Genomic DNA, 23,583 nt, shown 5'->3' with positions numbered 1-23,583 from the left:
AGGGGGGTGGCGTTGGTCTGAATATCGGCGAACTCGGGGTGCGGATCCGGCGAATCCGTGCTCGTTTCCTCATCATCGGATTAGTCAGCTCGATGGATAAGAAACGAGAGAGGTCATGGCTGCCACCACTTCCCGGATCAGCGCCCTCTGGGTCGCTTTCCTGAACCTCCTGATCACCTGCATCGGCGCCCTGGGCTTCACCGCCCCGGCCCGTCTGCGCGCCGCCGCGTCGGCCGCCCCCGCCGCCCCCACGGCCCCGGCCGTCCCCACCGCCCCGGGCGTTCCGCCCCTCCCCACGGCCGCGCCAACCGTGCCGGCCGGACGCCCCGCCGCCGGGCCGCCGCCGCAGGCGCCCGTGCGCGCCGGGCTGACCGCCGTACCGCAACAGGCGGTGGCCGGACGCGGGCGGACGGCTGCGCTGCCGGCGCAGGCCACGGCTTCGCCGGAACCGCGGGCCGGTGCGCCGGCCCGCCGGAAGAAGGCCGCCGCGCAGGACCGCCCCGCCGCGCCGTCCGCCCGGACGTCCGTGCCCGCACCGCGGCCGTACGGGCGGGAGCGCACGCTGCCGCCGACGATGAAGCAGCGCATCGGGGCCGAAGCACACGGCGCCTCCCCCAGCGCGCGCAGCGTGGCCGAGCCGTTCGACCTCGCCTTCGGCCCGCTCGTCTCCACGGCCGCCGCAGGTCAGGGCGAGGCCCGGATCCCCGCCGCCCGTCGTCGCCGCGACCGTGCGCTGTGCGGCTGAGCGCTGTGCGGCCGAGCGCGCGCACCGCGCGCCGCAACACCGCCGCGGTCGAGTGGCCGGACGTCCCGGTGTCCGGGTACGGCGCCACGCACCGCACGCCCCGCTCCACCCCGCAGGTCCGGCCGGCACACGCCACCGCCACCGCGTCACCACGGCGCCTTTCCGCGGCGACGGCGACCGGCCCGTGCGGGAGACCGGTGACCCCGGCGCTCTCCGCACACCAGTAGTCCCGTGCAGTACCCGTAATCCCGGAAACACCAGCAGCATCGCACCGTGCAGGACCCGTAGCACCCCGGACCACCGGCTCTGCTGAGCACGTATCCGCACCTTTGTGCGGGACAAGCACGGCGGATACGGGAGTATGGGGTACGTGACCCAAGCAATCGGTGCCCCCGGAGGGCATTCCCGCTCCACGGGCGCGCACCAGCAGCCCCACGCACACGACGACATCGCCATGGCCTCGCCGCGGCTGATCGCCACCGACCTGGACGGAACGTTGCTGCGCAACGACCGGACCGTGTCGGAGCGTACGGTCGCCGCTCTCGCCGCCGCGGAAGCGGCCGGCATAGAGGTCTTCTTCGTCACCGGGCGGCCCGCCCGGTGGATGGGTGTCGTCGCCGAACACCTCGCAGGCCACGGGATGGCGATCCTGGCCAACGGCGCAGCGGTCTTCGACCTGCGCGCCGGCCGGCTGATCGAGGCCTTCCCGCTGCCCGAGGACGACGCCCTGGCCGTCGCGCGCGATCTGCGCGCCGCGCTGCCCGGCACCGCCTTCGCGGTCGAGCGCGCCTTCCGTTTCCGGCGCGAACCCGCGTACGCCCCCGTCGAGCCCGATGGTGCTCCGGCGGCGTCGATCGAGGTGCTGCTCGCCGAGGACCGCGCGCAACCGCTGCTGAAACTGCTGGTCAAGCACCCCTCGATGGATCCCGACGGCTTTCTCGCGGCGGCGTTGGACGTCGTCGGCGGGCGGGCCGAGGTCACCCGCTCCAGCGACTACGCGCTGCTGGAGGTCAGCGGCGCGGGCGTCAGCAAGGCGACCACGCTCGCGCGCTGCTGCGCCGAGCGCGGGGTCACCGCGGCGGAGGTCGTGGCCTTCGGCGACATGCCCAACGACCTGGCGATGCTCGGCTGGGCCGGCACCTCCTACGCCGTCGCCAACGCCCATCCCGCCGTCCTGGCCGCCACCACCCGCAGGACAGCGGCGAACGAGGACGACGGGGTGGCGCGGGTGATCGAGCGGATCGTCGCCGCCCGCCGCAACTGACCGCCCTCCGGCCACCGGGCCAGGCGCGGGGGGCCGGGCGGCGGGCTTACGACGCCAGCGGGGCGACCACGGAGAAGACCGCGCCCTGCGGGTCCTGGACGACGGCCATGCGGCCGACCTTGTCCATGTCGAAGGGCGGTGCGAGCACGTTGCCGCCCGCGTGCACCACCGCGTCGACGATGCTGTCGGTGCTGTCCACCGCGAAGTTGACGAGCCAGTGCGGCGGGGTGTTCGGGGGCAGGTTCTCCATGCCCTGGACACCGCCGACGGTGCGGCCGTTGACCTGGATTCCGGTGAATTCCGGCATCTCGGGCATCGGTCCCGCGGCCACACCGAGGACGGCCGAGTAGAACGCGCCCGCCGCCTTCGGGTCCGGAGTCTGCAGCTGGTTCCACACCAGCGCGCCGTGCTCGTTGACGATCTCGGCGCCCTTGAAGTCGCGCGGCTCCCACACGCCGAAGACCGCGCCCTGCGGATCCGCGGCGACGAACATCCGCCCCAGCGTCATCACGTCCATCGCGGGCATGATCACGGTGCCGCCGTTCGCGGCGACCTTCGCCGCCGTGTCGTCGGCGTCGAGGACCGAGAAGTACGTGGTCCAGGCGGTGGGCGGGGTCGGCTGGCCCTCCTGGGTCATGGTCTTCATCAGACCGGCGACCGGCTTGCCCTTCTGCAGGCAGACCGAGTAGCCGCCGTACTCCTCCGGCCCGATCTCGGCCTGCCAGCCGAAGAGGTCGCGATAGAAGTCGAGGCCGGCCTGCTGGTCGGGCACCATCAGGTCGATCCAGCACGGCGTGCCGGGGTCGTAGGGGCCGGTGACTTCGGGCATCTGGCGTCTCCTTGCGTGGTGCGGGCGCCGGACGGGCGCCCGGCGGACGTCTCCCCGGTCCGGCCGGACGGCCGGGCCGCCCCCGCGGGCGAACCACCCCCGGCTTCCACCCTCCCCGCCGCCCGCCGCTCCCGCTACCCGAGCACGCCCGGTCCCGCCGCCCGTCCCGCCCGAGGGCTTCCGCGAGAAGGCGGTCGGCCGACGGGGCGGGCGGGACGCGGCCCGGCGGGGCGGCCGGTCAGCGGAAGGCCGGGGCGTGGGCCGCGGCCCAGTCGGCGTAGGAGCCAGCGGGGCGTCCCAGCAGCCGCTCGACGTCACCGGCGACCGCCTGCTCGGTCGGCAGCGGGCTGCCGAGAATGCCGAGGGTGGCGTCCACGACCGGTTCCGGCATGAAGGTGAGCATCCGCGCGCGGGCCTCGTCCCGGCTCTGCTCCACAAAGCGCACCTCCTCGCCGAGCGCCGCGCCGATCGCGCGGGCCTGCTCGCGCGGGGTGACGGCGGCGGGGCCGGTCAGCTGGTACGTCTGCCCGGCGTGGCCCGCGCCGTCGCCCGCGAGCACGGCCGCCGCGGCCGCGGCGATGTCCGCGGGGTCGATGACGGGCAGGGCGACGTCGCCGAAGGGCGCGACGACGGTGCGCTCGGCGCGGACCGACTCGGCCCAGCCCATGGAGTTCGTCGCGAAACCGCTCGGGCGCAGCACCGTCCAGTCCAGGCCCGAACCGCGGACCGCCGCCTCGAAGGCCGCGGGGTGGGCGTACGCCTCGGGGCGGGTGCCGGCGCCCTGCGAGGAGAGCAGGACGACACGGCGGACGCCCGCGGTCTTCGCCGCGTCGAGCACCTCGTGCGGGGCGTCCCCGGCGACGAGCAGGAAGAGCGCGTCCGCCCCGTCGAAGGCGTCCCGCAGGCTGCCGGGCTCGGCGAGGTCGCCGCGTACGTTGCGGACGCCCGCGGGCAGGTCGCCGGACTGCTGCCCGCGGGACATCGCCGTCACCTGCTCGCCGGCCGCGGCCAGCGCCTCGACCACTCGGCGGCCGACGTTTCCGGAGGCTCCGGTCACCACGATCATGATTGCTCCCCAGGTCTGCGCAGGCCCGTTCACCTGCTGACCCGACGAAGCTAACATCGTGCGGATAGTAGGTACCTAGGAGAAAGTATTGGCGAACGGGCTCGGCGTTCAGGCTCAGGAGGCTGCGGCGAGCTGGGCCAGGCCCTCGGTGGCGATGCGGGTGAAGACATCGTGGTCGGCGGCGAATTCGGAGTCCGGGATCGGGCGGTGCAGCACGATCTCGGTGATGCCGAGCTCCGCGTGCCGGCCGGCGAAGTCCACGAAGGCGTCGACGGAATCCAGCATGGCGTTGCGGTCCGGGGTGAAGCCGGTGAGCAGGATGTGCTCCAGCTCCCCGGGATCCCGCCCGGCGGCCGCGCACGCCGCGCCGAGCCGTTCGATCTGGCCGCGGATCGCCGCCCGCGACTGCTCCGGGGTGCCCTCGTCGAAGAGCGCCGGGTCGCCCGTGGTCACCCACGCCTGGCCGTACCGGGCGGCGAGCGCGAGGCCGCGCGGCCCGGTCGCCGCGACGGCGAAGGGCAGCCGCGGCTTCTGCACGCAGCCGGGGATGTCGCGCGCCTCGTCGGCCGTGTAATACGTGCCGCGCTCGGTGACCGCCCCGTGCGTGAGCAGCTTGTCGAGCAGCCCCACGAACTCCCCGAACCGCGCCGCCCGCTCCCGCGGCGACCACGGCTCCTGCCCCAGCGCGGTGGCGTCGAATCCGGTACCGCCCGAGCCGATACCGAGCACGACCCGCCCGCCGGAGATGTCGTCGAGCGACATCAGCTCCTTCGCGAGGGTGACCGGGTGCCGGAAGTTCGGCGACGTCACGAGGGTGCCGAGGCGGATGCGCTCCGTCGCGCCCGCAGCGGCGGTCAGCGTCGGCAGCGCCCCGAACCACGGCTTGTCCCGGAACGTCCGCCACGACAGGTGGTCGTAGGTGTAGGCGGCGTGAAACCCCAGCTCCTCGGCCTCCCGCCACACCTCCCGCCCCTGCTCGTGCCAGCGGTAGATGGGCAGGATCACGGTGCTCAGTCGCATGAGGACGACCCTATGGCCGATCGCGGGGCCCGGCCGCAGGAGTTGCCGTCCGCCACTCTGTTACAGCACGTCCTACCGTGTGCACACGGCTGCTCCTCGCCCCGGCGACACCCGCGTGACCAGCGTGTCCTTGCGCGCCGCGAGGATTCGAGCGCACTATGCGTGCCACCGTGTCGAGGCCCCACCGGCGGAACTCCGCGGTCCGACGACCCGGAGCTGCCGCGCCGTCGTGCCTCGTCGTCCGCCGTACGGTCAGGGGCCTTCGCGGTCGGAGGGCCGGGATACCGTCGCGAGGGCGTCCATGCGGCGGGCGGCGACCTCGCGGTCGGCGGCCGCCGCGACGAACGCCGCGACGTGCTCCGCGCCGACCAGCTCGCGGACGGCGTTCACGGTCGCGGCGGGGAGGGGCACCGCCAGGCCGTCCGCCGGAGCCGGGGCCGGAGCCGGGGCGGGCTGTGGTACGGGCTGCGCTACGGGCTCGGGCTCGTGGTCCGGGGCGGCGGCGGGCAGCACCGCGTCGCCGAGGTGGCGCCGTACGTGCGCGGTGGCGCGCAGCCGCATCGCGCGGGCCAGTTCCGCGTCGACCGTCTGCTGGGCCAGCGGGCGCAGCCGCCGCACCAGAGCGGCGGCCTCGGCCGCCTCGGTGTCGCTCGGCGGGTGCTGGAGGAAGCGCTGGAAGACATATTCGGTGGTGAACTCCAGGAAGCGCTCCGAGATGTGCTCCACCTGTCCGCGCAGCTCCCGCAGATGCCCGGTGATCGCCCCCAGCGGCACCCCGGCGGCGTGCAGCTCCACCGCCACGGCCAGCTCCTGCGGGCTGGGCACCGTGTACTCGTCCTGGCTGCCCGGCACCGGTTCCAGCACCCCGAGCCGCACCGCCTCCCGCACCGCGGTCGGGTCGGGGCTCCCGCCGAAGGCCTCGGTCAGCTCCTCCAGCCCGATGCGCGCGGGCCGCTCGTCCGACCAGGGCCGGTCCACCTCGCCGACCAGCCCGAGCACCCCGCCGAGCCCCGTGCCCGCGTCCCACGCGGCCAGCAGCTCCTTGATGCTGGCCAGCGTGTAGCCGCGCTCCAGCAGATCCGCGATCCGCCGCAGCCGCTCCAGGTGGGTGTCGTCGTAGACGTTCGCCCGCCCGCGGCGCTCGGGTTTCGGCAGCAGCCCGCGATCGGTGTACGCCCGGATGGTGCGGACCGTCGTCCCGGTGATCCGGGACAGGTCCTCGATCCGGTACGCGCTCCTCCCGGTGTCGGCGTCGCTGCTCACCCGCTGGCCCTCATGTGCTTCCGCTCGGCTGCTCGTCCCCGTCGTCCGGGCCCCGGGGCGTGACCGCCACTAGGCCCGTACCGCTCCCGCCTGCACCGTACGCCACCGGCTACAGCGGGGGATCGACCCGGGCGAGGGCCCGTATCGCGCCCGGGGACAGCCGGCCGAGCAACCGGGCGCCGCGGGCCTCGGGCGTCACGGGCACGACCGCGGTGTCCCGCAGCACCGCCCGGACCACCGCGCGGGCGACCTTCTCCGGCGGGTAGTTGCGCAGCTTGTACAGCCGCGCGGACCTGGCACGGCGGCGTTGCTGCTCCTCGTCGCTCACGCCGGTGTGCCGGGCGCTGGCGGTGATCGGGGTGTTCACCGGGCCCGGACAGATGGCGCTCACGCCGATGCCCAGCGGCGCCAGCTCAGCCCTGAGGCATTCGCTCAGCATCAGCACGGCGGCCTTGGAGGTGCTGTACGCGGGCAGGGTGCGCGAGGGCAGGAAGGCCGCCGCCGAGGCGGTGTTGACGATGTGTCCGCCCTCGCCGCGCTCGGCCATCTGGCGGCCGAAGAGGCGGCAGCCGTGGATGACGCCCCACACGTTGACGTCCAGCACCTGCTTCCAGTCCTCGGCGGTGGTGTCGAGGAAGCGGCCGGCCAGGCCGATGCCCGCGTTGTTGACCACCACGTCGGGCACCCCGTGGTGCTCGCGGGTGCGCGCGGCCAGCTCCTCCATCGCCGGGCCGTCGGACACGTCGACCGCCTCGGCCCAGGCGCCCGGCGCTCCCGCCGCGCGTGCCACTTCCGCGGTGTGCGCGGCGCCCGCGCCGTCCCGGTCCACGGCGACGACCCGCGCACCCGCCTCGGCGAACGCCACCGCGGTGGCCCGCCCGATGCCGCTGCCCGCGCCCGTGACCAGGACCAGCTGGCCGGCGAACCGTTCACCGGCCGCCCGCAGCTCCCGGCCCAGCACGGACCGCGCCCCCTTGCCGCCCTTCGCCGGGCGACCGCTCGCGGTGCCGGGCTGCGCCGGGGCGCCCTCCTGCGTCGCCGCGGCGAACTCCGCGATCCAGCGGGCCATCTGCTGCGGGCGGGAGCGCGGCACCCAGTGCTTGGCGGGCAGCGTGCGCCGGGTCAGCCGGGGCGCCCAGCGGTCCAGGTCGTCGTACAGCCGCTCGGACAGGAAGGCGTCGCCGGTCGGCGTGACGAGCTGCACGGGCACCTGCGCGTACGCGTCCGTCCGGGGGTGGCCCAGACGGCGGCGCACGTTGTCGCGGTAGAGCCAGGTGCCGTTCGCGGCGTCGCGCGGCAGGGAAGCGGTGGGATACCCGTCGGACGGCAGCTTCTCCGCGCGCGCGAGCATCCGGGGCCACTGCTTGCCGAGCGGGCCGCGCCACGCCATCTCGGGCAGGACGGGGGTGTGCAGCGCGTAGATGTACCAGGACTTGAGGCCCTGGCCGAGAACCTGGGCCGCGCGCCGCGGGGTGGGACGGCGCACCCGGCGCCGGATCCAGTGGCCGAAGTGGTCCAGGCACGGGCCGGAGACGGAGGTGAAGGACGCGATCCGTCCCGCGGTCTCCGGCACGGTGACGAACTCCCAGCCCTGCACCGAGCCCCAGTCGTGGCCGACCAGGTGGACGGGCCGGTCCGGGCTCACCGCGTCGGCGACGGCGAGGAAGTCCTGCGTCAGCTTCTCCAGCGTGAAGCCGCCACGCAGCGGATCCGGGGCCTGCGAGCGCCCGTGCCCGCGCACGTCGTAGCGGACCACGTGGAAGCGGTCGGCGAGCAGCCCGGCCACCTCCGACCACACCTCCTTGCTGTCCGGATAGCCGTGCACCAGCACCACGGCCGGCAGCGCGGGATCACCGGACTCGGCCACGCACAGCCGGACCCCGTCCGCACCGGTCACGAACCGCTCGGCCGTCCGCGACTCCCCGCCCGCGCCCGCGCTCCCGCCCGCCGCAGCCCGCGCTCGCTCCCGCTGCCGTTCCTCGTTCTCGCCGGCTCCCTGCTTCCCGCCCGTCCCGTTCATCCCGCTCACCCGCCCCTTCGTCCCGCACATCCGAAGCTGACATCACTCACTGTGACATCGCTCGATGGGACGGTCAAGGCCCGGTCACTCCCTGTGGACAACCCGCCCCCACCGCCCGCCGGCAGACCCCGGTCGTACCGACCCCTACGGGTGGTCAGCCCCGAGGAGTACATGAATCCACGACCCCGGGGGGACGCCAGGGTGCGCCGCGGACCACTACGGTCGTCCCGTGACTGTGATCTCCACCGAAAGCCTGAGCAAGCGGTACCCGGGCGTGACCGCTCTCGACCGGCTGTCCGTGGCCGTCACCCCCGGCGTGACCGGGCTGGTGGGGGCCAACGGCGCCGGGAAGTCGACGCTGATCAAGATCCTGCTGGGGCTGTCCCCGGCGACCGAGGGCAGGGCCGCCGTGCTCGGGCTCGACGTCGCGAAGGAAGGACCGCAGATCCGCAGCCTGGTCGGCTACATGCCGGAGCACGACTGCCTGCCGCCCGACGTGTCGGCGACCGAGTTCGTCGTGCACATGGCCCGGATGTCGGGGCTGCCGCCGTCCGCCGCGCGCGAGCGCACCGCGGACACGCTGCGTCATGTCGGCCTGTACGAGGAGCGGTACCGCCCGATGGGCGGCTATTCGACGGGCATGAAGCAGCGGGTCAAGCTCGCGCAGGCGCTCGTGCACGACCCGAAGCTGGTGCTGCTCGACGAGCCGACCAACGGCCTGGATCCGTCCGGCCGGGACGAGATGCTCGGCCTGATCCGCCGGGTGCACACCGACTTCGGCATCTCGGTGCTGGTCACCTCCCATCTGCTCGGTGAACTGGAGCGCACCAGCGACCACATCGTCGTCATCGACGGCGGCAAGCTGCTGCGCGCCTCCTCCACCAGCGACTTCACCCAGACCACCGCGTCCCTCGCGGTCGAGGTCACCGACCGCGAGGAGGAGCTGCGCGCGCGGCTGACCGACGCGGGCCTGACCACCCAGGCGCAGGGCCACCTGCTGCTGGTCGACATCGCGGACGACGAGACGTACGACATCGTGCGCGACGCGGTCGCCGGTCTCGGGGTCGGCCTGGTGCGCATGGAGCAGCGCCGGCACCGGATAGCCGAACTGTTCGTCGACGACGACACCACCCCGGCAGGGGACGACGCCCACAGCACGGAAGGAGACGGCCGTGAAGCAGCCTGACGTCGCCGCACCCGGCGGCACGCCGGCCGCCGCCGCGGATGCCCGCGCCACCGGTTCACCGCCCGACGTCATCCACGACATCGGCTACCGCAACTACACCGGGCCGCGTCTCGGCCGCGGCTATGCGCGCACCTCGCTGTTCGTCCAGAGCCTGCGCGGTGCGTACGGTCTCGGCCGCAGCGGCAAGTCCAAGGTGCTGCCGATGATCCTGCTCGGCGTGATGTGCCTGCCCGCGCTGATCATGGTCGCCGTCGCGATCTTCGCCGACGGCACCGACCTGCCGGTCGCGTACACGCGCTACGCCGTGGTGCTCCAGGCGGTCATCACGCTTTTCGTCGCCGCCCAGGCCCCGCAGTCGGTCAGCCGCGACCTGCGCTTCAAGACCACGCCGCTGTACTTCTCCCGCCCCATCGAGCGGGTCGACTACGTGGCGGCCAAGTACGCGGCGCTGGCGGCCGCGCTCTTCCTGCTGACCGCGATCCCGCTCCTCATCCTCTACATCGGCGCGCTGCTGGCGAAGCTGGGCTTCGCCCACCAGACCGCCGGGTTTGCGAAGGGCCTGGTGTCCGTCATATTGCTCTCCCTGCTCTTCGCAGGGATCGGCCTGGTCATCGCGGCGGTCACGCCGCGCCGCGGCTTCGGCGTGGCAGCGGTGATCGCCCTGTTCGTGATCACCTACGCGGCCGTCTCCAGCGTCCAGGGCGTGGCCGGGGCGCAGGAGCACTACGACGTCATCGGCTGGATCGGGCTCTTCTCACCGATCACCCTGATCGACGGCTTCCAGACCTGGTTCCTCGGCGCCCATTCCGCCTTCCCGCAGGCCGCGGGCCCGCCGAACGCGGCGGCAGGCCTCGCCTACCTGCTGGTCCTCGTGGGTGTCATCGCGGGCACCTTCGGGCTGCTGATGCGGCGCTACCGGAAGGTGGGCCTGTCGTGACCACGATCACCATCGACAACGTCTCGCGCTGGTTCGGCAACGTGGTGGCGGTCAACGACGTCACGATGACCATAGGACCGGGGGTTACGGGCCTGCTGGGCCCCAACGGCGCCGGCAAGTCGACGCTCATCAACATGATGGCCGGCTTCCTCGCCCCCTCCAGCGGCGCGGTCATGCTGGACGGCAGCGTCATCTGGCGCAACGAGCAGGCCTACCGGGAGATCGGCATCGTGCCCGAGCGCGAGTCGATGTACGACTTCCTCACCGCCCGCGAGTTCGTCGTGGCCAACGCCGAGCTGCACGGCCTGCCCGATCCCGGCGCCGCCGCCCAGCGGGCGCTGGCCACCGTGGGGATGGAGTACGCGCAGCACCGCCGGATCGAGACGTACAGCAAGGGCATGCGGCAGCGCGCCAAGATGGCGTCCGCGCTCGTCCACGAGCCGTCCGTGCTGCTGCTCGACGAGCCGTTCAACGGCATGGATCCGCGGCAGCGGCTGCACCTCATGGAGCTGCTGCGGCGGATGGGCGCCGACGGGCGCACCGTGCTGTTCTCCTCGCACATCCTGGAGGAGGTCGAGCAGCTCGCCCACCACATCGAGGTCGTGGTGGCCGGCCGCCATGCCGCCTCCGGCGACTTCCGCAAGATCCGCCGGTTGATGACCGACCGACCGCACCGCTACCTCGTGCGGTCCAGCGACGACCGGCGGCTGGCCTCCGTGCTGATCGCGCACGCGTCCACCGCCGCGATCGAGCTCGACCAGCGGGAGAAGGCCCTGCTCATCCAGGCGGTCGACTTCGCCGGCTTCACCGAGTTCCTGCCCCGGATCGCCCGCGACCACGGCATCCGGCTCTTCACGGTCTCGCCGTCCGACGAGTCCCTGGAGAGCGTCTTCTCCTACCTGGTCACGGCGTAAGGAGCGACCGACATGACCGTCACCACCGCCCCGCCCGGCCGCGGCGCCGCGCCGCCGTCACCGGGCCCCCGGTTCTACCACCCGACCGTCGCCCGGCTCACGTACGGCGCGCTGCTCGGCCGCCGCCGCGCCCTGCTGCTCTTCGGCCTGCCGCTGCTGCTGCTGATCATCGCGGCCGCGGTCCGGCTGCTCGGCGGCGCCGACGACTCCACGGCGAACGACGTGCTCCAGGGCTTCGGCCTGAGCGCCATGGTGCCGCTGGTCGGCGTCATCGCCGGCACCGGCGCCATCGGTCCGGAGATCGACGACGGCGCGATCGTCTACCTGCTGGCCAAGCCCGTCAAACGCGGCACGATCGTCCTCACCAAGCTGGTCGTGGCCATCGGCGTCAGCCTCGCCTTCACCGCGATCCCCATGCTGCTCGCCGGATTCATACTCAACGGCAACGGGCAGAACGTGGCCGTCGCGTACGCCGTCGGCTCCGCCGTGGCCTGCGTCGCCTACTCCGCGATCTTCCTGCTGCTGGGAGTGGTGACACGGCACGCGGTGGTCGTCGGCCTGGTCTACGCGCTGGTGTGGGAGGGCACGGTAGGCAACGTGGTGCCGGGCGCCCGCAAGCTCAGCGTGCAGCAGTGGGCGCTGGCGGTCGCGGAGAAGTCCGCGCACGGCGATGTCCTCAGCTCCGACGTGGGCCTCACCGCGAGCGTGGTGCTGCTCGTCGTCGTGACGGTGGCTGCCACCTGGTTCGCGGCCCGCAAGCTGCGCACCCTGAAGCTCTCCGTCGAGGAGTGACCCGGCGCCGCTGACGCACATGTGCGCATGCGCGTCGCCGGGCGGGGGAGCACGGCGCGGTGAAGACTGAGGGCGATGCCCCCGCAGACACCGCAGGCGGCGCGGCCGGCACCTGACCGGGTCCGCGCCGCAGCGCTCCGGCTCCGCCGCGTCACCCCGCGCGACGCGCGCCGCTTCGCCGTGCGGTGGGTGCGCTCCTCGCCCGGCACCCACATCTGGCTGGCCACGCTCGCCGTGACCAGCGTGGTCGTGGCGGTCGTCGCCCCGCAGACCCGCTCGGCGCTGCTGCACCACTACAGCACCAACCTCGTCGAACTGCACCGTCACCCGGTCCGCGTACTGATCGGCAGCGCGTTCTGGATCCAGACGCCGTCGGCGTTCGCCTTCTACGGCGTGCTCTTCGCGCTGGTGCACGCCCCCGCCGAACGCTGGCTCGGCACCTGGCGCTGGCTGTTCACCGCCGCCACCGCGCACGTCGGCGCGACACTCGTCAGCCAGAAGGCGGTCTTCTTCGGGATAAGGGACGACCGGCTGCCGCACTCCCTCGCGCACACCGTGGACATCGGGGTGAGCTACGGCCTGGCCGGGATCGTCGGGGTGCTCGCCTACCGGGTGCCGTTTCCGTGGCGCTGGGGGTATCTCGCCGCGCTGCTCGGCTTCTTCGCCCGGCCGGTGCTCAACGGCGGCACGTACACCGACCTGGGGCACCTCACGGCCTTCCTGCTCGGGCTGTGCTGCCACGCGGCGACTCCGCTGCCGGCGTCCCGCGGCAGGGCGGGGGCGGGGGCGGCAGGATCAGGGGCGGGCGGCGGCGGACCGTTCAGAGCAGCGGGCCGAAGAGCCTTTCCAGGACCGGCACGATCCCGTCCTCGTCGTGGGACGCGGTGACCTCGTCAGCGACCGCCTTCAGCTCCGGGTGCGCGTTGGCCATGGCCACGCCGTACCCGGCCCACGCGAACATCGGGATGTCGTTGGGCATGTCCCCGAAAGCGATCGTCTCAGCGGCCGTCACGCCCAGCCGCCGCGCTGCCAGCGACAGCCCGGTCGCCTTGCTCAGGCCCAGGGGCAGCAGTTCGACGATGCCCGCGCCCGCCATGGTCGCGCTCACCATGGTGCCCGCGACCTCCGTGGCCACCTGCGTCAGCTCGTCGTCCGTCAGCTGCGGATGCTGTATGTAGAGCTTGTTGAGCGGCTCGGCCCACAGCTCCTGCGGGCCGGAGATGTGCACGACGGGCAGCTCGGGATTGTGCACGTACCCCGGGCCGACCAGTACCTCGCCGGTGAGCCCGTCGCGGCTCGCGGCCACCGCCAGCGGGCCGGTCTCCGCCTCGATCTTGGCCAGCGCGAGCGCGCCGAGCTGCCGGTCCAGCGTGACCGAGGTCAGCAGCCGTCCCGATCCGGCGTCGTAGACCTGCGCGCCCTGGGCGCAGACGGCGAGCCCCTGGTAGTCGAGGTAGTCCAGCACGTGCCGCACCCACGGGACGGCCCGGCCGGTCACCACGATGTGCGCGGCGCCCTTGGCGGCGACCGCCTTGAGCGCGTCCCGCGAACGGGGCGAGACGGTGGCGTCGCTGCGCAGCAGCGTGCCGTCCAGGTCGGTCGCGACCAGCCGGAAGGGCAGCTCCCCCACGGCCGCCGCGGCGGCGGCCCGGTCCGGCGCGCTCACTTGGCGGCGGCCGGCGCGCCGGCGGACACGGTGCCGGCGGGCTCCAGAACCTCACGCCCGCCCAGGTACGGCCGCAGCACCTGCGGGACGCGCACCGAGCCGTCGGGCTGCTGGTGGTTCTCCAGGAGGGCGACGATCGTGCGCGTGACCGCGCACAGCGTGCCGTTGAGGGTGGCGAGCGGGCGGGTGCCGTTCTCGTCGCGCAGGCGCACGCTCAGCCGCCGGGCCTGGAACTCGTCGGTGTTCGACGTCGACGTCAGCTCGCGGTACTTGCCCTGGGTCGGGATCCACGCCTCGCAGTCGAACTTCCGCGACGCGGACATGCCCAGGTCGCCCGAGGCCAGCTCGACCACCTGGAAGGGCAGCTCCAGCGAGGTCAGCCACTCCTTTTCCCAGGCCAGCAGCCGCTGGTGCTCGGCCTCCGCCTCCTCGGGAGTGGTGAAGACGAACATCTCGACCTTGTCGAACTGGTGCACCCGGAAGATGCCGCGGGTGTCCTTGCCGTACGAGCCGGCCTCGCGCCGGTAGCAGGACGAGAAGCCCGCGTAGCGCAGCGGCAGCCGCCGTGCCTCGATGATCTCGTCCATGTGGTAGGCCGCGAGCGGGACCTCGGAGGTGCCGACCAGGTACAGGTCGTCCTTGTCGAGGTGGTAGACGTCGTCCTCGGCCTGGCCGAGGTAGCCGGTGCCGGCCATGGCGGCGGGCTTGACCAGGTTCGGCGTGAGCATCGGGGTGAAGCCGGCGGCGGTGGCCTGCGCCATGGCCGCGTTGACCAGGGCCAGCTCCAGCAGCGCGCCGATGCCGGTCAGGTAGTAGAAGCGCGAGCCGGAGACCTTCGCGCCGCGCTCGGTGTCGATGGCGCCGAGCAGCTCGCCCAGCTCCAGGTGGTCGCGCGGGGTGAAGCCCTCGGCGGCGAAGTCGCGCGGGGTGCCGTGCTGCTCGACGACGGCGAAGTCCTCCTCGCCGCCGATCGGGGCGTCGGGGTGGACGATGTTGCCGATCCGGAGCAGCAGCTGCTGGGCCTCCTCGGCAGCTTCGTGCTGCTCGGTGTCGGCGGCCTTGACCGCGGCCGACAGCTCGCCTGCGCGGCGCAGCAGCTCGGCCTTCTCGTCGCCCTGCGCCTTGGGGATCAGCTTGCCCAGCTGCTTCTGCTCGGCGCGCAGCTCGTCGAAGCGGGTGCCGGAGGAGCGGCGGCGCTCGTCGGCGGACAGCAGGGAGTCGACGAGCGCGACATCCTCTCCACGGGCACGCTGCGAGGCGCGCACACGGTCGGGGTCGTCACGGAGCAGGCGAAGGTCGATCACGGCTACAGGCTACCGGGGCGGGGCGCGCGGGCGCGACAACTTAGCGGCTTTATGCCCGATATGAGAACTTCACGACATAAGCGCGGGAAATCCGCAGTAGGGGCGAAAAAATGGCGCGTCAACCATATTGCGGGCGACCCACCGGCAGGTGCATCCGGCTTGTGGAGAACCGGAGTTGATCATCGCTTCCGGGACGAGTTATCCACAGGCCTGCGGAAGATCTCCGCAACTTGTCCACAGGGTGTGGGGAAGTTCTGTGGAGGAAGACGAGATCATTCCCGGGGCGGGATGATCGGCTATGGATTCCCCGTCCAAACTCGCCCCACACTCACTTTCGAGTGAGAAATACTCCCTCGGACGAGTGGGCCGCGCGAAATGGGCTGACGAGGTGCACCTGTGCCGCTCTGTGGTGCGCCGGTGTCTGTGTACCGATTTGTCGATGACGTCGGCTTCGCCTGTCGACTTGTCCCCACGTTACCCACAGGCTCGCGGTGCTCCCTGTGGATAACTCGCGGGTAGCTGTGCAGAACAGTGCAGAACCCCTGTGCGGGGCCGGTGTGCCGCAGTCGCGGGGCCGACACGGCCCGCCGCGCGGAACCGCTCAGCCGCGGCCGTCGAGCGCGCGGTTCAGCCAGTCCGAGGCCTCGGCGAACTCCGTGTCGCCCGTGCCGCGCGCGACGGCCCCGGCCACCTCGTCCGCCCGCGGGTACGACCCGAGGAAGCGCACGTTCAGGCAGCGCCGCCGCAGCCCCATCAGCGTCTCGCCGACCCGCCGGTCGGTCAGGTGCCCCTCGGCGTCGACGGAGAAGCAGTAGCGGCCGAGGCCCTCCCCCGTCGGGCGGGACTCGATCCGCATCAGGTTCACACCGCGGATCGAGAACTCCTGGAGCAGCTCCAGCAGTGCGCCCGGGTGGTCGTCGCGCAGCCAGAAGACCGCCGACGTCTTGTCCGCGCCGGTGGGCGCCGCCAGCCGCGCGGGGCGGCCGACGAGCACGAAGCGCGTCGTCGCGTTGGCCGCGTCGGCGATGTCCGTCGCCAGCGGCTCCAGCCCGTACGTCGGCGCGGCGAACTCCCCCGCGAAGGCCCCGTCGAAACGGCCCTCCTGCACCAGCCGCGCGCCGTCCGCGTTGGACGCCGCCGACTCCCACACCGCGTCCGGCAGGTGGTCCGACAGCCACTGCCGCACCTGTGCCTGCGCCGCCGGGTGCCCGGTGACCGTCTTCACCGACGACAGGTCCGTGCCGGGCCGCACCAGCAGCGCGAAGGCGATCGGCAGGAGCACCTCGCGGTAGATCATCAGCGGCTCGCCGAAGGCCAGCTCGTCGAGGGTCGCGGTGATGCCGCCCTCGACGGAGTTCTCGATCGGCACCAGCGCGCCGCCCGCCTCGCCCGCGCGCACCGCGTCCAGCGCGGCCGGCACCGACACCATGGGGACGAGCTCGCGCGTCGCCGCCTCGGGCAGCGACCGCAGCGCGGCCTCCGTGAAGGTGCCCTCGGGACCCAGGTACGTGTAGCGGCTCGCTGACGACATGTACGCAGCCTAACGGCCCCCGCGCACTGCTCCGTACGGGTCACGCACCGTCACGCCGTCCGCGGTATCCTCCGGCGCGCTCACCCCTCCAGCAGCCGCTGACCCACGTATTCCCCGGGTCCCGCGCCGCCCGGCACCGCGAACAAACCGCTCGCCTCGTGCCGCAGGAAGCGCGACAGCCCGTCCGCGCCGTCGAGCTTGCGCTGCACGGGCACGAAGCCCCGCATCGGATCCGCCTGCCAGGCCACGAACAGCAGCCCGGCGTCCGGCGTCCCGTCCGCGCCGATGCCGTCGTGGTACGAGAACGAGCGCCGCAGCATGGCCGCGCCGCCGTTGGACGCGGGGGCCGCGACGCGGATGTGGGCGTCGCCCGGGATCGCGAGGGTGCCGTCCGCGCCGAACCGCGCGAGGTCGACCGGTGTGGTCTCGGTGCCGCCCGACAGCGGCGCCCCGTCCGACTTGCGCCGCCCGATCACCCGCTCCTGGCGCGGCACCGGGAGGTGGTCCCAGTCGTCGAGCAGCATCCTGATCCGCCGCACCACCGCGTACGACCCGCCCGCCATCCACGCCGGGGAGCCGTGCGGCGGCACGAAGACCCGGGCGGCGAAATCCGTGTCGGAGGGCTTGGGGTTGTTGGTGCCGTCGATCTGGCCCATCAGGTTGCGGCCGGTCATCGGCCGGCCCGTCGCGCCGGGGCTGCGGGTGAAGCCGTTCATCTGCCAGCGCACCACGGCCCGGTCCCGCGCCGCCTTCTGGAGCACCCGCAGCGCGTGGAAGGCCACCAGTGCGTCGTCGGCGCCTATCTGCACCCACACGTCGCCGTCGCTGCGCCCGGCGTCCAGCCGGTCGGCGGGGAAGCGCGGCAGCGGGGCCAGCGCCTCGGGCAGCGCCGAGGCGAGCCCGGTGCGCGCGAAGAAGCCGCGGCCGAAGCCGAAGGTGACGGTCAGCGAGGCAGGACCGGCGTCGTCCGCGATCTGGTCGTCGTACGCCGCGGGGGCCGCGGGGCGGTCCTGCCGGGTCATCGTGCGCACCGCGGCCGACCAGCGGCGCATCAGTGCCGCCGCGCCCTGCCGCCCGGCGTCCGGCAGCAGGTCGAAGGCCACCAGGTGGCCGCGGGCCTGCGCGGGCTGCACGATGCCCGCCTGGTGGGCGCCCTCGAAGGGGATGTGCGCGGAGCCGACCGTGCCGAGCGCGACAGGGTCCGTGTGCGCCGCGGCCGCGCCCGCCGCCCCGGCCGCGCCTCCGGCGACCAGCCCGGCGGCGCCCGCGGCCCCCGCGGCACCGAGGAGGCGGCGCCGGGTCATCGGCGCGGCAGGGTGCCGGGCCGTACGGTCCTCGGCACATACTGCCGGTCCGTCGGTGGGCGGGACGTCTGTGCCGAGCGAGACGTCTGTGCCGGGCGGGGGCGTCTGCGGGACGTCTGTGCCGGGTGGCGCCGGTTGCGGGTCGTCGGCGGGCGGGGGTGTCCGCGGGGAGTCCGTGCCGGGCGGCGCCGACTGCCCGTCTGCCGTGGGGCCGTGGGCGGTGTGCGGGGCCTGCGCCCCCGGGCCGGCGGCGGATCCGCGGTCCTCCGCCGCGGATCCGCCGCCTCCCTTCCCCTCTGCGGGGCCGGTCCTGCCAGTTGTGCTCATCTGTGCTCGCTCTTGCCGTGGCTCGGTGATGCCGGTGCTCAGGAGGTGATCTGCACGGTCCGCGTCACCGTGACCTCGTCGATGTCGGAGGTGCGCACGGTGAGCGCGAGCTGCCAGGTGCCCGCGAGCGGCAGCCGTACGCCGGTCGCGATCCAGTGCCCGGCGGTGAAGGCACCGACCTTCGCCTGGAGCGGGCCCAGGTGCTGCGCGGGCAGCGTGAAGGCGAGCCGTACCTCGGGTGCCTTGATCGGCTTGCCCGCCGGGTCGGTCAGTTCCAGGTGCACCTCGGCGTCCTTCCCCGCGCGCGGCGGGGCGAGGGTGAGGGACGCGGTGCCCTTGCCTCCGGCGCCGCCCGTGTCGAAGGGGATGCTCAGGCTGACCTGCTGCGGCGCGGTGGCGGCCGGGGCGCTCGCGCCGGGGGCGGCCGGTGCCTTGCCGAGGTTCTTCTGCTCCTCCGCGGCCCGGCCGGGCTGGCTGCCGGTGAGGATCGTGGTGACGGTCAGCAGGACGACGGCGATGCCCGCCTCGATCAGCACCGAGCGGCGCAGCGCCACCCGTGCGGGGTCGGCGTCGCGCACCTTGCGCTCACGCGCGGCGGCCCGTACCTCCTGCTGTCTGCGCAGCTGAGCCGCCCGCCGCGGGTCGCCCCCGGCGGCGCGCCCGACGGCGCTGTCCGGGGCCGGGTCCGCCGCGGAGGAGTCCCCCGTCCCGGCTGCCGCAGAGGCGGCGTCCGCACCGCTCTGCGGGCCCTGGGCGGGCTCCTGGGGGCCTCCCGCGTCCGTCACGGCCTCCGGCCCGCCCGCCGCGGCCACGACGGCCTGACGGGCCGTCCGGCGCGTTTCCCGCTCCCGCCCGGCCGCGCGCTCCTTCTGCCGCCCGACCTTCGAGCCCCGGCCCGCGGCCGCCGCCGCGGGCACCGCCTCGCCGAGGGACTGCGTCCAGCGGCGCGAGAACCACGCCGTGCCCACGAGGCAGCACACCAGCCCGATCTTGATGAGCAGCAGCCGCCCGTACGAGGTGTCGGTGAAGGCGCGCCAGGTGCCGATCTGCCGCCAGGCCTGGTACGTGCCGGTGCCGACCAGCGCGGTGATCGCGGTCAGCGCGATCGTGGAGAAGCGGCGTACGGCGGCGCGTTCGAGGGCGGCCGCCGCCGAGGGCACGCTGAGCGCGGTGAGCAGGGTGATCAGGCCGCCCAGCCACACCGCCATGGACACCAGGTGGACGACGTCGACCGGCATCGCCAGCTTGCGCTGGATGCCGACCGAGGCGTGCTCGGCCATCGCCCAGGTGGCGGCGATGCCCACCGCCACGACGCTGCCGCCGATGCCCAGGCCCCAGGCCAGGTCGGCGCGTTCCTCCGGGTCCTCGCGCTCGGTGAAGCTGCCGAAGAGCACGGCGAGGAAGACCGCGGCGGCGGCGAGCAGCAGCAGCCGGGAGACCAGCGCGGCGCCCGGCCGGGTTTCCAGCTGGGTGCGGATCACGTCCAGGTCGAAGGCGTTGCCGAGCCCGGTGCCGTTGGCGTAGGGGCCGCGCAGCATGATCAGCGCGATGGTCGCGGCGACCAGGGCGACCCAGCCGCCGGCCGCGAGCCGCTTCATGGGGCGCAGTTTGGCGCCCTGCGGCCAGCACACCGACAGGAAGACGCAGCCGCCGACCAGCAGGGCGAAGCCGCCGTACGCGACGTAGCGGGCGACGCCGTAGAGCGTGCCCGCGGCGCCGCCGCCCACCGCGGCCTCCGCCGACACGTCGACGGTCGTTCGGGAGGGCGCGCCCACCGAGAAGGTGAAGGCGCCCGCGACCGGGTGGCTGTCCTGCGAGACGGCCTTCCACGCGACGGTGTACGTGCCGTTGCCGAGCCCGGTGCGCAGTCCGACGGTGGCCGTGGACCCGGAGTCCTTGCCGTCGGCGTGCGCCGGGGTGCCGACGGCGACGTTCACGCCCTGCGGGTCCAGGACGCGCAGCGAGTCGGCGGACAGGAGCACGCCCTCGGAGAAGGTGAGCACCACCCGCTGCGGCGCGGTCTGCACGACCGAGCCGTCGGCGGGGTCGGTGCGCAGCAGCGCCGCGTGCGCGGACGCGGGCGTGGCGGTGCCGAGCAGGACCGCGACGAGTGCGCCCAGCGTGGCGAGCACCGCCGCCGCGGCACGGCGCGGCATGGTCCGCCGCTCGTGCCGCCGTGCGGGAAGCCGTCTGTTCATCGGTGGATCAGCCCCTCGGGTCGTACGCCGTCGGCCGTACGGGCACGGTGACCGTGACCGTGGCGGGCGAGGCGTGGGTGAAGTGGAGTCGCAGGGTGATCTGCTCGCCCACCGAGGGTTTGTGGGTGAGCCCTTCGAGCATCATGTGGGCACCGCCGGTGCCCAGGGTGAGTCTGCCGCCCGCGGGCACGGTGAGTGCGCTCACCTGGCGCATGGTGGTGCCGGTGGTGGTGTGCAGGGTGACGTGCGCGGCGAGCGGCGTGGTCACCGACGTCAGCTCGGCGTCGGTGCCGCCGGTGTTGGCCACCGTCACATAGGCGGCGGCCTCGTCGGTGAGCAGCGGCTGGGGAATGTACCCGCCGCTCACCTCGAGCCGTGCGCCGCCGGAGCCCTTGCCCGTGTCCGGCCCGTGCCCGGCCAGGCCTGCCGCCGCGCCTGTTGCCGCGGCCACTGCCACGACTCCGCCTATTGCGCCCAGAAGTGCCCGCCGCCGCTTCACGGCGCCTCGCTCCTGATGAGCTTGGGCAGGTCGTGGGCGAACTGGGCGGCGGTGGTGCCGGACATGTACAGCACGTGGGCCTTGTCGTCCTTCGGCCAGAAAGCCAGCACCTCTGCGCCGTGGGTGACCGTGATGCTGCCGTCCTTCTCCTTCACCGGCGGCGCGATGCCGACCCCGACCGACCGGGCGGCGTTCTCGATCGTGGTGAAGTCGCCGGTCAGGCCGATGAAGCTCTTGTCCATCGCGCCCAGCCACTCGGTCAGCCGGGCCGGGGTGTCGCGGTCGGGGTCGGTGGAGACGAACACGACCCGCAGCTTGGCCTGGTCGGCGGCGGGCAGCTTCGCCTTGGCCAGGGCGATGTCGCTCATGGTCGTCGGGCAGACGTCGGGGCAGTGCGTGTAGCCGAAGAAGAGCAGCACGGGGTGCCCGGCGGTCTGCTTGACGAGGTCGAACGGCTTGCCCTGGTTGTCGGTCAGGTGGAGCTGCGGCTTGGTGAAGGGTGTGTCGAGCAGCGTGCCGGGCTGGCTCGCCTCCGTGGACACGTCGGCGGCGGGGCGGGAGTCCTGGCCGGAGGAGCCGGAGCTCCCGGAGCCTCCGCAGCCGCCGAGCAGGAGGGCACAGGCGGCGGCGAGGGCGACGGAGGCGGTTTTGACGGTGGTACGCATGGATGGTCCCCAGGGTGCGATGGCGAAGGCCGGGCGGCCGCGGAGCCGCGGTGTGCGGGCGCGGCCGCCCGGCGTCTTGCGGGTGCGTCAGTCGGTGGCCGTGCTGCTGCCGGAGCCTGCCGCCGCGGCACGGCGTCGTCCGGCGAGGACGCCGAAGCCGACACCGGCGGCGCCGACGACGATCCCGGCGATGCCGAGGGCCCGCGCGGTGTCGTCGCTGTCACTGCCGGACGCGGCGGCCTGCGGCGCGGAGGTGCCCGAGCCGCTGTCGGCGGCGGGGGCGGGCGCCGGGGTGCCGGTGGTGGCCCCGGCGTCGTCGGAGGCGGCCGCGGTCAGCTTCAGGGTCGGCGCCGGGTTCTGCGGCTCGGCCTGGCCCGCCTGCGGGACCTCGATCCAGCGGACGACGTCGCCGTTGTCGTAGGTCTGCAGCGTCTTGAACGACAGTGCGTCGGTGTCGGAGGGCAGTGGTCCGAAGGAGACCGGGAACTGCTGGAACTGCCCGGGTGCGATCTTCCCGCCGGACCAGGTGATCTTGGTGACGGCCTGGTCGATGGTGCCGTCGTCGGTCTTGATCGGCGTCGTGAGTTTCGACTTGGTCACCTGCGCGGTCCAGCCCGGCACCGGCTGGAGGGACACCGAGGCGATCGGGTGGTCGGTGGGCAGGTTGACCTCGATCTTCACGGTCGAGGCGGCGTCCTGCTCGTTGGGCACCTTGAAGGCGACGGTGGTGTAGCCGCCCTTCGCGGCGGACGTCGGCTGCACGGTGACATGGGCGAAGGCCGGCACCGCGGCCAGCACGACGGTCGCGCCGGCGATCGCGGCGACGGTTGCGGCGCGGCCGCGCAGGCGGGACATGCGGGAAGTGCTCATGACAGGGCTTCTCCACGGTGAGGGATGCTGCGGACGGAAGGCTGTACGGGGCGGGCCGGGCAGCCGGCAACGGCGGCGGGACGCACGGGCGTACGGGGCCGGGCGCCGCGGCCGTGGACGGCGGGCGGCGGATACGGGCGTACGCGGGTGCGCCGCCGGTGTACTGCTGCGGCGGCCGGGGCGGGGCGGACCTCCCGACGTCCGCCTGCCACCCGGCCGCACCTTCCGCGGACAGCCGGGGCCGTCCGCGCCGTCACCGCCGGGTCACGGCACCTGAGGCACCGGAAGGTCCGGTGGCATCGGAATGCCGGAAACGGGAGGAACGCGAATGAGCCCGGACGAACCGGGTGAGGATGGGGCAGGCGGAGTCGACGCCGCGTCAGGCCGCCAGGACCACCGGGGGCCCGCGCCGGGCCAGCGAGTGCCGCAGCAGCACCGTGCGCCAGGCGGCGTCCGGTGTCCTCCCGGCGTGCGGCGGGCCGTGCCGCGGGGCGCCCGCCGGGCAGCCGGTGAGCGCGGCCAGCAGCGCGTACGCACGGCGTACGGCGGCGGGGCTGAAGCCGGTGAGCTCCGCCACGCCGCGCGCCGAGAGCCTGACCAGCCGCCAGAGCGCGGCCTCGCCGCTCCGCAGCAGCCAGCCCGCCACCAGGGCGGCCAGCAGGTGCGCGAGCAGCATCGGCAGCGAGCACAGCGGCAGCGCGGCCAGTACCGAGCGCGCGGTGAGACCGGCCTGCGGCGTCATCCCCGGCATGCCCGCGTGCGGGCCGATGCCCGCGGCGGACACGATCTGCTGCGCGCTCTGCGGGGTCAGCGCCGTCGCGTGGGTGCCGCACACCAGCCGGGCGGCCACGGTCAGCAGTCCGCCGCCACCGCCACTCGAAGGAGTGAGTCCCGGCGTGGCGCACATCTGACCCGCGCCGAAGACCATGTGCAAGGTGAGCTGTCCGGCGGCCAGGCTCGCGGTGATGCCCGGCAGCGTCCGCTCCCGGCCCGCCAGCGGCGCCACGACGGCGACGACCCCGAGCCACCCCAGCGCCAGCGACCAGCTCGGCACCGCGGTGCCGGAGGCCAGTGTGTGCCCGGCGGCGGCCAGCACGACGCAGACCGCGGCGAAGAGCGCGGCCCTCAGCAGTCGCATGCCGGCGCCTGCGCGCACAGCGACGGGGGTAGCCATGACGGCCGA

The 23,583-nt window shown here is 73.9% G+C and carries 21 protein-coding genes; 7 read left to right on the top strand and 14 right to left on the bottom strand.

All coding sequences use genetic code 11. The features are described from left to right. Positions 1-115: 115 nt before the first annotated feature. Both ACWERV_RS11300 and ACWERV_RS11295 read left to right on the top strand, forming a co-directional pair. On the top strand, positions 116-745 hold the full coding sequence (locus ACWERV_RS11300; protein ID WP_452931520.1) for a DUF6344 domain-containing protein: 630 nt from the start codon (positions 116-118) through the stop codon (positions 743-745). 454 nt (positions 746-1,199) lie between these two features. Continuing rightward, entirely contained in the window at positions 1,200-2,009 is an 810-nt protein-coding gene (locus ACWERV_RS11295; RefSeq protein WP_398176050.1) for an HAD family hydrolase, read from the top strand. Between the two features lie 46 nt (positions 2,010-2,055). On the opposite strand, the gene ACWERV_RS11290 is transcribed toward ACWERV_RS11295, so the two are convergent. From ACWERV_RS11290 to ACWERV_RS11270, 5 genes are all read right to left on the bottom strand, one after another. Continuing rightward, complete coding sequence (locus tag ACWERV_RS11290; protein ID WP_452931517.1) at positions 2,056-2,838, bottom strand: VOC family protein; 783 nt, start codon at positions 2,836-2,838, stop codon at positions 2,056-2,058. A 238-nt stretch (positions 2,839-3,076) separates the two neighbouring features. Further along, positions 3,077-3,904: an SDR family oxidoreductase gene (locus ACWERV_RS11285; protein WP_452931515.1), complete on the bottom strand. Its 828-nt coding sequence runs from the start codon at positions 3,902-3,904 to the stop codon at positions 3,077-3,079. Between the two features lie 114 nt (positions 3,905-4,018). Then, entirely contained in the window at positions 4,019-4,924 is a 906-nt protein-coding gene (locus tag ACWERV_RS11280; RefSeq protein WP_452931512.1) for an LLM class flavin-dependent oxidoreductase, read from the bottom strand. Positions 4,925-5,176: 252 nt separating this feature from the next. After that, positions 5,177-6,187, bottom strand: coding sequence for a MerR family transcriptional regulator (locus ACWERV_RS11275; protein WP_452931510.1), 1,011 nt, complete (start codon positions 6,185-6,187; stop codon positions 5,177-5,179). A 109-nt stretch (positions 6,188-6,296) separates the two neighbouring features. After that, positions 6,297-8,207 (bottom strand): SDR family oxidoreductase, encoded by a 1,911-nt coding sequence (locus ACWERV_RS11270; protein ID WP_452931581.1) that lies wholly within the window; start codon positions 8,205-8,207, stop codon positions 6,297-6,299. A gap of 229 nt (positions 8,208-8,436) precedes the next feature. On the opposite strand from ACWERV_RS11270, the gene ACWERV_RS11265 reads away from it, so the two are divergent. From ACWERV_RS11265 to ACWERV_RS11245, 5 genes are all read left to right on the top strand, one after another. Then, the gene (locus tag ACWERV_RS11265) at positions 8,437-9,393 is read left to right on the top strand and encodes an ABC transporter ATP-binding protein (protein ID WP_398175227.1); all 957 of its coding nucleotides are present in this window, start codon (positions 8,437-8,439) and stop codon (positions 9,391-9,393) included. Positions 9,394-9,463: 70 nt separating this feature from the next. Further along, the gene (locus ACWERV_RS11260; protein ID WP_452931579.1) at positions 9,464-10,330 is read left to right on the top strand and encodes an ABC-2 transporter permease; all 867 of its coding nucleotides are present in this window, start codon (positions 9,464-9,466) and stop codon (positions 10,328-10,330) included. Further along, positions 10,327-11,244, top strand: coding sequence for an ABC transporter ATP-binding protein (locus ACWERV_RS11255; protein WP_398175231.1), 918 nt, complete (start codon positions 10,327-10,329; stop codon positions 11,242-11,244). Before ACWERV_RS11260 ends, ACWERV_RS11255 begins: the two co-directional genes overlap by 4 nt. 12 nt (positions 11,245-11,256) lie before the next feature. Continuing rightward, on the top strand, positions 11,257-12,036 hold the full coding sequence (locus tag ACWERV_RS11250; protein WP_452931506.1) for an ABC transporter permease: 780 nt from the start codon (positions 11,257-11,259) through the stop codon (positions 12,034-12,036). A gap of 75 nt (positions 12,037-12,111) precedes the next feature. Further along, positions 12,112-12,924 carry a rhomboid-like protein gene (locus ACWERV_RS11245; RefSeq protein WP_452931503.1) on the top strand — a complete coding sequence of 271 codons (813 nt, stop codon included), beginning with the start codon at positions 12,112-12,114 and terminating at the stop codon, positions 12,922-12,924. On the opposite strand, the gene ACWERV_RS11240 is transcribed toward ACWERV_RS11245, so the two are convergent. From ACWERV_RS11240 to ACWERV_RS11200, 9 genes are all read right to left on the bottom strand, one after another. Further along, positions 12,857-13,702, bottom strand: coding sequence for an HAD family hydrolase (locus ACWERV_RS11240; protein WP_452931500.1), 846 nt, complete (start codon positions 13,700-13,702; stop codon positions 12,857-12,859). The genes ACWERV_RS11245 and ACWERV_RS11240 overlap by 68 nt on opposite strands. Further along, positions 13,699-15,006 carry a serine--tRNA ligase gene (gene serS / locus ACWERV_RS11235; protein ID WP_452931498.1) on the bottom strand — a complete coding sequence of 436 codons (1,308 nt, stop codon included), beginning with the start codon at positions 15,004-15,006 and terminating at the stop codon, positions 13,699-13,701. The genes ACWERV_RS11240 and serS overlap by 4 nt, the downstream gene beginning before the upstream one ends. Before the next feature lie 601 nt (positions 15,007-15,607). Beyond that, entirely contained in the window at positions 15,608-16,537 is a 930-nt protein-coding gene (gene pheA, locus ACWERV_RS11230; RefSeq protein WP_398175242.1) for a prephenate dehydratase, read from the bottom strand. A gap of 80 nt (positions 16,538-16,617) precedes the next feature. After that, positions 16,618-17,841, bottom strand: coding sequence for an iron uptake transporter deferrochelatase/peroxidase subunit (gene efeB / locus ACWERV_RS11225; RefSeq protein ID WP_452931494.1), 1,224 nt, complete (start codon positions 17,839-17,841; stop codon positions 16,618-16,620). A 365-nt stretch (positions 17,842-18,206) separates the two neighbouring features. Next, complete coding sequence (locus ACWERV_RS11220; RefSeq protein WP_452931491.1) at positions 18,207-20,366, bottom strand: copper resistance CopC/CopD family protein; 2,160 nt, start codon at positions 20,364-20,366, stop codon at positions 18,207-18,209. Between the two features lie 7 nt (positions 20,367-20,373). Then, on the bottom strand, positions 20,374-20,817 hold the full coding sequence (locus ACWERV_RS11215) for a copper chaperone PCu(A)C (protein WP_452931488.1): 444 nt from the start codon (positions 20,815-20,817) through the stop codon (positions 20,374-20,376). Between the two features lie 44 nt (positions 20,818-20,861). Further along, positions 20,862-21,530, bottom strand: a complete 669-nt coding sequence (locus ACWERV_RS11210; protein ID WP_398175250.1) for an SCO family protein — start codon at positions 21,528-21,530, stop codon at positions 20,862-20,864. Positions 21,531-21,617: 87 nt separating this feature from the next. Then, on the bottom strand, positions 21,618-22,400 hold the full coding sequence (locus ACWERV_RS11205; protein WP_452931486.1) for a YcnI family copper-binding membrane protein: 783 nt from the start codon (positions 22,398-22,400) through the stop codon (positions 21,618-21,620). Positions 22,401-22,779: 379 nt separating this feature from the next. Further along, entirely contained in the window at positions 22,780-23,538 is a 759-nt protein-coding gene (locus ACWERV_RS11200) for a hypothetical protein (RefSeq protein ID WP_452931483.1), read from the bottom strand. Positions 23,539-23,583 lie beyond the last annotated feature (45 nt).

Source organism: Streptomyces sp. NPDC004031 (assembly GCF_053604375.1).
This window is presented reverse-complemented; position numbering and strand designations above follow the sequence as displayed.